At 69.6% G+C, this 12,207-nt stretch carries 12 protein-coding genes; 7 read left to right on the top strand and 5 right to left on the bottom strand.

Translation table 11 applies throughout. From position 1 onward, the window contains the following. Positions 1–2,706: hypothetical protein (locus VFU06_09070; protein ID HEU5209549.1), on the top strand; the 2,706-nt coding region annotated here is incomplete at its 5' end. On the opposite strand, the gene VFU06_09075 is transcribed toward VFU06_09070, so the two are convergent. After that, complete coding sequence (locus tag VFU06_09075) at positions 2,685–4,058, bottom strand: GH1 family beta-glucosidase (GenBank protein ID HEU5209550.1); 1,374 nt, start codon at positions 4,056–4,058, stop codon at positions 2,685–2,687. The genes VFU06_09070 and VFU06_09075 overlap by 22 nt on opposite strands. Positions 4,059–4,072: 14 nt before the next feature. Between VFU06_09075 and ugpC the strand changes: the two genes are divergently transcribed. Together ugpC and VFU06_09085 are read left to right on the top strand one after the other, a co-directional pair. Further along, positions 4,073–5,173, top strand: coding sequence for a sn-glycerol-3-phosphate ABC transporter ATP-binding protein UgpC (gene ugpC, locus VFU06_09080; GenBank protein HEU5209551.1), 1,101 nt, complete (start codon positions 4,073–4,075; stop codon positions 5,171–5,173). A gap of 398 nt (positions 5,174–5,571) precedes the next feature. After that, positions 5,572–6,342: a hypothetical protein gene (locus tag VFU06_09085; protein HEU5209552.1), complete on the top strand. Its 771-nt coding sequence runs from the start codon at positions 5,572–5,574 to the stop codon at positions 6,340–6,342. Here VFU06_09085 and VFU06_09090 read toward each other — a convergent pair. Next, entirely contained in the window at positions 6,334–7,281 is a 948-nt protein-coding gene (locus VFU06_09090; GenBank protein HEU5209553.1) for a cation diffusion facilitator family transporter, read from the bottom strand. The genes VFU06_09085 and VFU06_09090 overlap by 9 nt on opposite strands. Positions 7,282–7,358: 77 nt before the next feature. Between VFU06_09090 and msrA the strand changes: the two genes are divergently transcribed. Beyond that, on the top strand, positions 7,359–7,898 hold the full coding sequence (msrA, locus tag VFU06_09095) for a peptide-methionine (S)-S-oxide reductase MsrA (GenBank protein HEU5209554.1): 540 nt from the start codon (positions 7,359–7,361) through the stop codon (positions 7,896–7,898). Beyond that, entirely contained in the window at positions 7,895–8,413 is a 519-nt protein-coding gene (locus VFU06_09100) for an MOSC domain-containing protein (GenBank protein HEU5209555.1), read from the top strand. The genes msrA and VFU06_09100 overlap by 4 nt, the downstream gene beginning before the upstream one ends. A gap of 93 nt (positions 8,414–8,506) precedes the next feature. Here the strand turns inward: VFU06_09100 and VFU06_09105 are convergent, their stop codons facing one another. Continuing rightward, a complete protein-coding gene (locus tag VFU06_09105) occupies positions 8,507–8,773 on the bottom strand; it encodes a hypothetical protein (protein ID HEU5209556.1) in 267 nt (88 codons plus the stop codon). Between the two features lie 64 nt (positions 8,774–8,837). Beyond that, a complete protein-coding gene (locus VFU06_09110; GenBank protein HEU5209557.1) occupies positions 8,838–9,218 on the bottom strand; it encodes a hypothetical protein in 381 nt (126 codons plus the stop codon). A 100-nt stretch (positions 9,219–9,318) separates the two neighbouring features. Here VFU06_09110 and VFU06_09115 point away from each other — a divergent pair, with 100 nt between their 5' ends. Beyond that, positions 9,319–9,798 (top strand): hypothetical protein, encoded by a 480-nt coding sequence (locus tag VFU06_09115; GenBank protein ID HEU5209558.1) that lies wholly within the window; start codon positions 9,319–9,321, stop codon positions 9,796–9,798. A gap of 55 nt (positions 9,799–9,853) precedes the next feature. Here VFU06_09115 and VFU06_09120 read toward each other — a convergent pair whose 3' ends face one another. Next, positions 9,854–10,981, bottom strand: a complete 1,128-nt coding sequence (locus tag VFU06_09120) for an HRDC domain-containing protein (GenBank protein ID HEU5209559.1) — start codon at positions 10,979–10,981, stop codon at positions 9,854–9,856. 129 nt (positions 10,982–11,110) lie between these two features. On the opposite strand from VFU06_09120, the gene VFU06_09125 reads away from it, so the two are divergent. Then, positions 11,111–12,207, top strand: a 1,097-nt coding sequence (locus VFU06_09125) for an amidohydrolase family protein (GenBank protein HEU5209560.1), incomplete at its 3' end; no start/stop codon positions are given.

Below are 12,207 nucleotides of genomic sequence, written 5' to 3' on the forward strand. Positions count from 1 at the left end.
GGTGACGCCTCCACGCTGGAGCGCCTGCTCGACAGTGTGGCATCGCCTGTGGACGCCGACGAGGTGATTGCCGCTCCGGCCGCCCGCGGCGACGACGCACAGGACGTGCTCGGCCTGCCCGAGCGCTGGCTGCGCAACGTCACGTTCGACGAACCGTGGAAGACCGACGGCGTTTCCGTGCAACCGTCGCCTTCGCTGCCTGCCGGCCACGCACAGCCCCCCGGCATCCAGCCACCCGCCGCCGATGATCTCGACATGTTCAACGGGCACGGCGGCTTTTCCGCGTCCGGTGACGAGTACGTGATCCGCGTTCCATGCGGCGCGGACGGCGTGCAACTCCCGCCGTTGCCATGGGTCAACGTGATTGCCAACGAGCACGCCGGCTGCATCGTCTCGGAGCGTGGCAGCATCCACACGTGGGCCGCGAACAGTCGCGAGAACCGGCTGACACCCTGGTCCAACGATCCCGTCTCGGATCCCCACGGCGAAGCATTCTGGGTACGCGACGAGGACAGCGGCGAGAGCCACTCACTCGCTCCTGGGCCGCGGCCCGCGCCCACCCGCTACGACGTGCACCACGGCTTCGGCTACACCCATTTTCGCCACGCCCATGACGGCCTCGCCTGCGAAGCAACCGTCTTCGTCCCGCGCTACGAACCCGTGCGCATCGTGCGCGTCATGATTCGCAACGATTCGGATCGCCCGCGCCGCTGCTCCGTCTTCGGCTTCGCGCAGCTCGTGCTCGGCGGCGAAGCCGCCGCGACGCGTGGCGGTGTGTCGGTCTCCTTCGATGAAGCGACCGGCGCACTCCTCGCGCGCAACAACGGGCGCGGCGAGTTCAGTGCCCGCGTTGCGTTCGCCTCCGTCGTGGCCGACGGCGCGACCACGCACTGGTGCGCGGATCGCGCGGCCTTCATCGGTGACGGCGGCGACCTCGCCGCACCTTCCGCGCTGCGACGGGACGCGCTGGAGGAACGGATCGGTGATGATGCATGCGCGGCATGGCAGGTGAGGCTGCGCATCGAGCCGGGTGAGACGTCGACGTGTGCGTTTCTGCTCGGCGAAGGCGACGAGGCCGGCGCTGCCCGCACGGTGCTGCACCGCTTCACCGACGTCATGGCGATCGATGAGGCATTCGAGAACGTGCGCGCATTCTGGCGCGATCTACTGGACAGTGTGCAGGTCGAAACGCCGTCGCCCGTCATCGACCGCATCCTCAACGGCTGGCTCTCCTACCAGAACCTGGCCTGCCGCATGTGGGGCCGCACCGCGTTCTACCAGTCGGGCGGCGCATTCGGCTTCCGTGACCAGCTCCAGGATGCGTCCGCCCTGCTCTACCTCGACCCGGCGTTCACTCGCCGCCAGATCCTGCTGCACGCCGCGCATCAGTTCGTCGAGGGCGACGTGCTGCACTGGTGGCATCCGCCGCTTTCCAAGGGCATCCGGACCCGCTTTTCCGACGACCTGCTCTGGCTGCCGTACATCACCGCATTCTACGTCGATTCGACAGGGGACGACACGATTCTCGACCAGAGCGTCGGATTCGTGCAGGCGCGGCTGCTGGAGGATGGCGAGGATGAGGCGTTCATGGTTCCGGAGAGGTCGCACCAGGACGCCACGGTCTTCGAGCACTGCTGTCGCAGCATCGATCGATCGCTCACGACGGGTGCGCATGGACTGCCGCTCATGGGTACGGGCGACTGGAACGACGGGATGAACCGCGTCGGGCGGGAAGGGAAGGGCGAGAGCGTCTGGCTCGGCTTCTTCCTCTACGACATCCTGCATTCCTTCATCCCGCTGTGCGAGTCGCGCGGCGAGTCGCAGCGGGCGGAGCGGTACCGCGAGTACCACCGTCAGCTCGAGCACGCGCTGAACGGAGCGGGCTGGGACGGCGAGTGGTACCGGCGGGCGTACTACGACAGCGGTGCGCCGATCGGATCAGCGACCAGCGACGAGTGCCGCATCGACACCATCGCGCAGGCGTGGGCCGTGCTGTCCGGCGCAGCGCCGGAGGAGCGCGCGCGCATGGCGCTCGATGCGATGGAGCAGCACCTGGTGTCCGAGGAGGAGGGGATCATCCGGCTGCTCACGCCGGCGTTCGACCGCACGCCGCACGATCCAGGCTACATCAGGGGCTATGTACCGGGTGTGCGCGAGAACGGCGGGCAGTACACGCACGGCGCGCTCTGGGGCGTGCGAGCACTGGCAGAGGCGGGGCGCACCGAGCGCGCGGCGCGCCTGCTCGAGATGCTCAGCCCGGTCAGCCACGGCAGCACGGGCGACGCTGTGGACGTCTACAAGGTCGAGCCGTGGGTCATCGCCGCCGACGTCTATGGTGTCGAGCCGCACGTGGGACGTGGCGGCTGGACGTGGTACACGGGCTCCGCTGGATGGATGTTCCGCGTCGCGCTCGAGTCCGTGCTGGGCCTCACGATCCACCGTGGCAGCGAGCTGCTGCTCCGGCCGTGCATCCCCGCCGGCTGGCCCGGCTTCCGCATCCGTTACCGGCTGCCGGACCGTGCGACGACGTACGAGATCAGCGTGGAGAACGGCGCGGAGCGGACGCATGCGACGCTGGACGACGCCTCGCTTACGGTGCGCGACCGCGCCGTCGTCATCCCGATCGAGCCGGATGGCCGTGCGCACCACGTGCACGTGCGGCTCGGCAGCGACGTGGGACCGCGCTACGAGCCGCGGCCCGCATGATCGAGCGCACCGCCGTTGCTGCGGATGATTTCGGAGTAGAACCGCGCGCTCGTCTTGGGCGTGCGGGCCTGCGTCTCGAAGTCCACGTGTACGATGCCGAATCGCGGACCGTAGCCGGCGGCCCATTCGAAGTTGTCGAGCAGCGACCAGGCGAAATAGCCGCGCACGTCGACGCCCTGCTGGATTGCGGCATGCACCGCGAGCAGGTGGTCGTGCAGATACTGCACGCGCAGGGGGTCGTGCACGGCATCGTCGCGGACCTTCGGCGGGTCGTAGAACGCCGAGCCGTTCTCCGTGATGTAGAGCGGCGTGTCGCCATAGTCCCGCTTCACCCGCAGCAGCAGGTCAGTGAGTGCAGAGGGATAGACCTCCCACTCCCAGCCGAGCACGGTGTGCGGGTTCTGCGGCTGGCGGACCAGGCTCGCCCGCACCGGGGGCGCCGCGTCGTCGTGCCGCGTGACGCCGCGCTTGTAGTAGTTGATCCCGATGAAATCGAGCGGCTGGCGGATCAGTGCCATGTCCTCGTCGCTGTGCCGCGGCCACGCGTCGCCGAAGACGTCCGCCAGCTCGGCGGGGTAGCGGCCATGCACGACCGGATCGAGGAACTGCCGGTTCATGTACGCGTCGGCACGCTGCGTCGCCGCAACGTCCTCGGCACGCTCGCTCGCTGGCACCTTGGGCTCCAGGTTCACGACGATGCCGATCACGCCCGTCTTCGCGTCGGAGCGGAACGCCTGCACCGCCTGCCCGTGCGCGCGCAGCAGGTTGTGCGCGACGATCGGCGCCTCGTAGTGACTGCGGTGACCCGGCGCGTGCGTGCCGTGCAGGTACCCGGCGTCCACGACGACCCACGGCTCGTTCAGCGTCGCCCACATCGGTACGCGGTCGCCCAGTGCGCCGTACAGCACGCTTGCGTAGTCCGTGAACCAGTGCGCGACGTCCGGGTTGAGCCACCCGCCGCGGTCGTCGAGCGCGGCCGGCAGATCCCAGTGGTACAGCGTCAGGTTCGGCGTGATGTCACGCTCCAGCAGAGCGTCGACCAGCCGCTCGTAGAAGTCGAGTCCCCTGCGGTTGACGGCGCCGCGTCCCTCGGGCAGCACACGGCTCCACGAGACGCTGAAGCGGTACGCCTGCAGCCCCAGCTCCTGCATCAGCGCCACGTCCTCCGCCCACCGGTTGTAGTGGTCGCAGGCGACATCGGCCGTCTCACCGAACGCGGTGTTGCCGGGCGTGTGCTCGAAGCGGTACCAGTTGCTCGCGCCGGCGCCGTCCGCCAGTGGCGAGCCTTCGATCTGGTGCGCCGACGTCGCGGCGCCCCACAGGAAGCCCTTGGGAAACTGCAGTTCGCTCATGTGCGCGAGGTCGTATGGCCAGGGTGAGTCTCGACGGGGTGCGGAAGGTCTACGACAACGGCTTCGTCGCAGTCGCGGACGCGACGTTCGACATCAGCGACGGCGAGCTCGTCGTGCTCGTCGGCCCGTCCGGATGCGGCAAGAGCACGACGCTGCGCATGATCGCGGGCCTGGAGTCCATCACGTCCGGCACGCTGCGCATCGGTGAGCGCGTCGTGAACGACGTCCCGCCCGCAAAGCGCGACATTGCGATGGTCTTCCAGAACTACGCGCTCTACCCGCATATGTCCGTGCGCGACAACATGGCTTTCGCACTGAAGCTCCGCAACGAGACCAGGAGCGAGATCGACCGGCGCGTCAGCGACGCAGCAGACATCCTCGGTCTCACACCCGTGCTCGACCGCAAGCCGCGCCAGCTCTCCGGCGGACAGCGCCAGCGCGTAGCGCTCGGGCGCGCGCTCGTGCGCAAGCCGCAGGTCTTCCTGTTCGATGAGCCGCTCTCCAACCTGGACGCAAAGCTGCGCGTGCAGACCCGCAAGGAGATCGCCCGCCTGCACCGCCGCCTCGGCACCACCATGGTCTACGTCACGCACGACCAGGTCGAGGCCATGACCCTCGGCGACCGCATCGTCGTCATGAACGCGGGCGAAGTCCAGCAGATCGGCACCCCGCTCGAGCTCTACGAACGACCCGCCAACCAGTTCGTCGCCGGCTTCGTCGGCAGCCCCGCCATGAATTTCATCCGCGGCACCATCGAGCAGCAGGCGGGCAGCGCAACATTCCGTGCCGAGCAGGGAGGCCTCGTCATCCCGCTGGCGAATGGTGCAGGCATGGGCGGCCAGGCGGTGCTCGGCCTCCGTCCCGAATCGCTCCACGTGGACGGCGGCCCCATCACCCCGGCCAGCAGCGCGCCCATCGATGCCAGGCTGGACGTCGTCGAGCCCATGGGCGCCGAGATCGTCCTGTCCGCCCGCACAGCCGACCTCGAGCTGGTCGCACGCGTTCCCCCGCAGCCGCTGCCCGAGCCCGACAGCCCCATCCGCCTCCTGATCGACCTGGACCGCGTCTACCTGTTCGACGCCGAAAGCGGCGCGTCGCTGCACTCGCCCGCGTAGCACGCCTGTGCCCGGGCGCGTGCGCCTGGCCGCTTCGCCCAGCCACCCCCAAGCGCCCCGTCCGGGCAGAGTCGGCGCGCACGCGCTCGCGCCCGGGCACGTGCCAGCAGGGCCGGTGGGCAGAGCGAGCCGGCGTCGCTTCTCCCGGGTGCCTGTGCCGGTGTCCCACCGCCCGCCGCCCGCCGTCAATCCCGCAGTGTCCACCACCCCTCTCGCAGCGCGAGCGAAGCAAGCGCGCCCCCTCTCGCCCACAACCCGCCGTTCAAAAGTTGTCACGCTAGTTAGCTCTCAGACGTTCCCCACCAGCAGCCGCTGCGCAGGTCTCTCCTGCTACCACGCAGCCGCCCGCGGTGGGCGGATCCGGCGCTGAAGACTCTCCGTCGTCTGCGTGAGGCCCGATGTCGATTCGAACAGCGTTCGCCGTTCTCCTGCTGCTGGGGGTCGCCGTGCCGGCCGCGGCGCAGTCCATCGTGGAGCAGGAGGCGGCGCAGTCGCCCAGCATGCTGCTCTTTCCCGTAGACGAGGTCGCGCCGGCGGGCAGCCTGGAGATGCTGATGGTGCGGCCGAAGAACGGCGCATCGGCCGTCGGTGCCGGCGGCTCGTTCGGCCTGCTCTCGCGCGTGCGGCTTGTCGCCCAGGCGGCCGTCGGCCGGCCCGATCCAGGGGTGGAAGACCTGCGGCAGCAGGAGCGCGGCTGGTACCTGGGTGCCTCCGTGCTCGGGGTGTGGACGCTGGCCGGCGACGCCCGCACCGGTCTCGACCTGGTGGTCGGCGTGCAGGTCGATCATGCGACCGGCAGCAGCGCCACGCGGACGAGCGCGCCCAGCGGGCTCACCGCGCGCCTGACCCAGACCGTCGGCAGCGTCGATCTCCAGCCGTTCGTCGGTGGCGGCGTCGCACTCCGCAACGACAACAGCGCGGCGCACCGGCAGTGGAACTCGCTGGACGTCGATGACGCCATGTCGACCGCCGGCTGGTTTGCACACACGGGTGTGCGGGTCGGCAGTGGCCGCTTCTGGGTGCAGCCGTCGATGACCTGGTCCAAGGTATTCGGCGACGGCGGCTTCCCGCCGGTGCTGGTGGAGGAGGCGTCGGGCTCGACGCGCAGCGCGTCGCCCACGATCGAGCACGCGCCGCTGCTCACACTGCGGGCCGGCTTCTCACCCTGACGGGCCCGCCGGTTTCTTCCGTTCCAGCCGCGTATCCTCGAAGGAGACGGGGTCCTCGATCGGCTCGAGGTGCGTGAACACGGTGCTGTTGGGCACGGCACTGCGCACGCGTTCCTCGATGAGCTCGAGCAGGTCGTGACCCTCCTGCACCGTCCATTCGCCGGGCACCAGCACGTGGAAGGAGATGAAGCGGCGGGCGCCTGCCTGGCGTGTGCGCAGCGCATGGTAGTGCACGCCACGCCGTTCGTAATCGTCGAGCACGTCCAGGATGCGGGTGCGCATCTCGCTGCTCAGGCTGGTGTCGAGCAGTCCCAGGGCCGAGCGTCGCAGCAGGGAACCGCCGATGTAGAGGATGTTGCCTGTCACTGCGAGCGCGAGCAGCGGGTCGAGGATCTCCCAGCCGGTGAGTGAAGCGCCCACCAGCCCGAGGACCACTCCGATCGACGTCCACACGTCCGTCATCAGGTGCTTCGCGTCCGCTTCCAGCGCGATGGATCCGTGTCGCCGCGCGGCGCGCAGCAGCACGCGCGCGACCACCAGGTTGATCGCGCTGGCGACCAGCGCCACGGTCGCGCCGATCGTCAGGTCCGTGACGGGTCGCGGATCGAGCAGCCGCTGAAATCCCGCAACCCCGATTGCCACGGCGGCAACCAGGATCAGTGCACCCTCGAAGCCACTCGAGAAGTACTCGACCTTGGTGTGACCGTACGCGTGCTCGTCGTCTGCCGGTCGTTCCGCGACCGCCAGCGCGTAGAGTGCGACCACGGCCGCGATCAGGTTGACCAGCGATTCCGCGGCGTCGGAGAGCAGGCCGACGGAGTCGGTGACCAGCCACGCGCCGCCCTTGAGCCCGATCGTTGCGATCGCCGCCGCGATCGAGAGCCAGGCGTAGCGCTTCAGTGAGGTCTCGCGCGCGGTGTCTGCCGCGTGGTGTAGCATCCCGTAACGCCCTGTGCATCCGCCCGAGTGAGGCGGTAAGTTGGACAGGGAGAAGGACCTGCCACAAGTGAGGAATCATGGCAAGCGAAGTCGCCACACTGGGCGGCGGCTGCTTCTGGTGCCTGGAGGCTGCCTACGTCGAGCTGGACGGCGTGCTCGATGTGCAGTCGGGCTATGCGGGCGGGCACGTCGAAAACCCGGATTACCGCTCGGTGTGCACGGGCCGCACGGGGCACGCCGAGGTCGTGCAGATCACGTACGATCCCGAGCGCATTTCGTACACGGACCTGCTCGATGTCTTCTTCACCATCCACGATCCCACGACGCCCGATCGCCAGGGCAACGACGTGGGGCCGCAGTACCGCTCCATCATCCTGTACCACGATGATGCGCAGGCGGACGCGGCGCGCACCGCCATCGAGCGGCTCGAGCGTGAAGGCACCTGGGATGCGCCGATCGTGACCGAGGTCGTTCCCTTGCGCGCGTTCTATCCGGCCGAGGCGGAGCACCACCGGTACTACGAGCGGAACTCGAACCAGCCGTACTGCACGTTCGTCGTGGCACCCAAGGTCGCCAGGGTGCGCAGGGAGTTCTTCGACCGGCTGCGGCGCGCGTGAGCGATCAGCAGCGGGCCGAGGACGCAGCCGGCGTTCTGCGCGCGATCTGGATCAAGCGCATGCGACGCGGCCCGATGGACGCCGTCGCCGAGGCCACGCTCGTCGAGAACCGCGGGATCCTGGGCAACGCGAACCAGAACGGGAGACGGCAGGTCACGATCATCGAGGAAGAGGCCTGGCAGCGGCTGATGGCGGAGACCGGCGGCGAGCTGGACCCTTCGAGCCGGCGCGCAAACCTCATGATCTCGGGTGTGCCCCTCGCGAACAGCCGGGACCGGCTGCTGCGCATCGGCGAATGCGTGATCGACATCCGCGGCGAGACCCGGCCCTGCGAGCGCATGGATGAAGCGCTGCCCGGTCTGCGCGAAGCGATGAAGCCGGAGTGGCGCGGCGGCGTGTTCGGGACGATCGTCGCCGGCGGCGTGATCCGCGTCGGCGATGCCGTCCGTTTCGATGGCTGGGCGGATGATGCGGCGCGCGCTCCGGTGGGTCGCTCCGCGCAGCGGCGGCCTTAGGCAGGCGCCGGGACGCGACCGGCCGCAACGCACGAGCGGCGCCCCGAACGATCGAGGCGCCGCTCCGGTTACTGAAAACCGAATTCGCCGCTCCTACGCCAGCTCCGTCTCTTTCGCGCCAGCCCGCGTGCCCAGCCCGACCGCCGCGCCGAACACGAGCGCCGTGCCCGCACCGACGATCGGGAGCGCCCACACCACGGGTGTTGCAATGGCCGTCGCCGCGAGCCCTGCGATCACGGGCGCGGACGGCCTGTGCGCAGCATCCACGTAGCGGAGCCTGTGACTGACGAACGCGCGTGACCTGATGTATCCGAACCCTGCAGCGGTACCCGCCGCGAGAAGACCGATCAGCTCGAACATGTGATGCCTCCTGTTTCAGAACCGTACGCGCAGCGGCGCCCACGGGTTTCCGGAGGCGCCGGCCTCAGTACACGCGCTCGTAGGTGCGCAGTCCGGATGGGGCGCGCAGGAACAGCCGGTCGAACGGGGGCTGATCCCACGACAGCGCCAGGAACTGCGCCTCGCCGCCCGACACCGGCCGCAGCAGCTGTGGGTTGCGCTGCAGGGCACTCTCCAGGCCGGCCTCGGCCAGCGTCGCGGCCTGCAGCGCCCAGGTGCCCTGGTCGAAGCTGACCAGGTCCGGCAGCCCGGACGGCTGGACGGCTTCCTGGTACAGCGGGTAGCTCCACTCACGGAACCGGGCGACGTCCAGGGGCAGGTTCTTTCCGGGGAGCCCGGAGTCCACACACCCGCTGCTCAACACTGCCAGGAGCGCCACCGCTCCCATCCGCCAGCCTCTCGACATTCCTCCTCCATCGGGATTTGACGCGCGTTGCGACCTGCCACATCCTACGGTTCGCGGTCGGCGCGCGAAAGCGTCGCAGTCAACTCGAACGGAGTCCGCCATGCGCATCGTCCTCGACCCCGTCCCTCTCGTGCTGGGCATCTACGCCTATGTCGGCGAGCTGCTCGCACGTGCCGTGGAACGACGCGAGGACGCGGCTGCTGACGTGCTTGCGCGCCGTCTCGCCCGGCAGCGCGGCCAGTCGGGCGACCGCGAGGTCCAGAAGCTCGTGCGCGCGATGCACGGCGACGTCAAGGTCGCGGACAAGCTGCTCAAGAAGACCGCCGACGTGTGGAAGATATCCCAGGAGACAGACCTCGTCGACCTGGTGATCCTCGCGCGCGGCGATGAAAATGCGCCGCGCGCGTACGTGCTGCTCAAGCCGAAGGAGATCGAACCGCTGCTGCAGGCCATCCGTGCAGCGGCAGCGGGTGCGGGTGAACGGGAGGAGACGCTCGCCGACATCGACCGGATGATCGACGACGTCAATGCGCGCGGCAACGATTACCTGACGTTCGGCTTCGACCCCTGGCAGGGGTAGTCGCGGTTCCGCCAGCCAGCCGAACACACGCCACCGGCCGGTCGGACCCTCCGGCTCAACACTCCACCAGCGCCTCGATCAGCTCCGCGCCCAGCGCTTCCACCTGCCAGGCGCGCATGTCCCTCACGTCCCGCAGCGCCGCCGGTGTCCGGGGCCGCGCGCGCGCAACGTCCTCGAGCTGCTGGCGGGGCATCAGGAAGCCGCGTTCCAGGCCGAGCCGCTCTGCGGCCCTGTCGCGTACCGCCTTCAGCCGCTCGACGCACGCGTCGAAGGACGGGTCGGGCGGCGGGCGGCCGGGCCCGCGCGGCCGCACCGGGAGCTCGCGCTCCGGCAGCGCGCGTGCGCGCGCGACCGCGTCCATCACGGCGGCGCCACGACGGCGGATCAGCGCATCGCTCAGCCCCGGAATGCCGCGCAGCTGATCGACCTGCTCCGGCAGGCGACGGGCGATTTCCACGAGCGTCTCATTGCCGATGACGCGGAAGGGAGCCACGTCGCGCTCGGCGGCTGTCGCCTCGCGCCAGCCGTGCAGCTCCCGCAGCGCAGCGAGCTGGCGCGGCTTCAGGTCGCGCGTGTTCTTGAGCCGCAGCCACGCATCCGGGTCGCTGCTGGCGGCCGCGGCATCGACCTGCACCCGGAGCTCGAACTCCTCGTGGGCCCAGTGCAGCCGACCGGTCTGCTCGAGCAGGCGACGCAGCACGTCGCGCAGCTCGGGCAGGTGCTTCGTGTCCTCGGCCGCGTACGCGATCATGTCCCGGGGCAGCGGCCGCTGCGCCCAGTCCGCGCGCTGGTGCTTCTTGTCGAGCTTCACGCCGACGTGCTTTTCGAGCAGGCTCGCGAGCCCGATCTGCGGCTCGCCCAGCAGCTGCGCGGCCAGCTTGGTGTCGAACAGGTGCGTGATGCGAACGCCGTAGTCGCGCGCGAGCAGGCGGAGGTCGTAGTCGGCGTCGTGCAGCACGACCTCGACCGCATCGCTGGCGAGCAGCGGCGTGAGTGGCGCGATGTCCGAGACCGCCAGTGTGTCGATTACCCAGGTGTCCGTCCGGGTGGAAACCTGAAACAGGCAGATACGGTCGTGGTACCGGTGGTAACCGGCCGCTTCCGTGTCGATTGCGAGAAGGCCGGCACCGCTCAACTGACCGGCGAGCGCTTCGAGTCTCTCGTCGCTGTGTATGTACTCCATCGATTTTCCGCTGTGTAACGCGCCCGCACCGCCCGCCGCTACCGGTTTGCGCGCTGCTCCGACCGCTCGTAGGATTGGGCCGCCAACTGTGAGCCCCCGGGACCTCTCGCGCAAGGAGCGGAGCAGTCGATGGTCGAGCCGCGTGTGCGACTTCTCATTGCCGACCGGGTGCACACACTCGCCCCGGATCCGGAGCCGCACACCGATGCCCTCCTGCTGCGCGGCGATCGCATCCTGCAGACCGGGCGCGCCAGCGAGCTGCGCGAGGGACTCGACCCGACCCAGGTGCTGCGCCTGCACGGTGTGATCACACCGGGTCTCACGGACGCGCACATCCACCTCATCGAGTGGGCGCTCGCCCGCACCATGGCGGACCTGTCGGTGGCGGAGTCGCCGGAGGCGATCGTCGACGCGGTCACGCGCCACGCAGCCGAGCGTCCCGACGACGAGTGGGTGCGCGGCACCGGCTGGAACCCGCACCGCTGGGGGGGCGCCTACCCGGACCGCGCGCTGCTGGACCGGGCCGTGCCCGACCGTCCGGTCGTCCTGCAGAGCCACGACATGCACGCGCTGTGGGTGAACGGCACCGCGCTCCAGCGTGCCGGCATCACCGACGACACGGCGGACCCGCCGAACGGGCGCATCGTGCGCGACGAGACCGGTCGCGCGACGGGCGTTCTGCTCGAGTACGCCGCGCAGCTCGTCAACCGCGCCGCGCCTGCACCGTCCGTCGACACCGTGATGGACGCGGTCGCCGATGCGCAGCAGGTGCTCCACCGCTTCGGTATCACCGGCGTGCACGCGTTTCCCAATGTGCACATGCAGAACATGCCGCCGCTGCTCGTGCTGCAGGCACTGCGCGCACAGCAGCGACTCGACCTGCGTGTGCTGCAGCACCTGCCGGTGGAGCAGCTCGACGACATCATCGGCATCGGCCTGCGCAGCGGATTCGGCGACGGACTGCTCCGCGTCGGCGGGATCAAGATGTTCCTGGACGGCGCACTCGGCTCACGCACGGCCTGGATGCGCGAGCCCTACGAGGACAGCGACGACACCGGCATGCGCGTGCTCGAGCCGAGGCGCTTCGAGCAGCTCGTCGCCCGTGCGGCCGCGGCGGGACTGGCCAGCGTCGTGCACGCGATCGGTGATGCCGCGGTATCGCTCGCGCTGGACGTGCTGGGGCGCGCCCCGCGCAGCGGGCTGGCCATGCCGCATCGGATCGAGCA

This window comes from Longimicrobiales bacterium, from assembly GCA_035764935.1.
In the GTDB taxonomy this organism is placed as follows: Bacteria; Gemmatimonadota; Gemmatimonadetes; order Longimicrobiales; family RSA9; genus DASTYK01.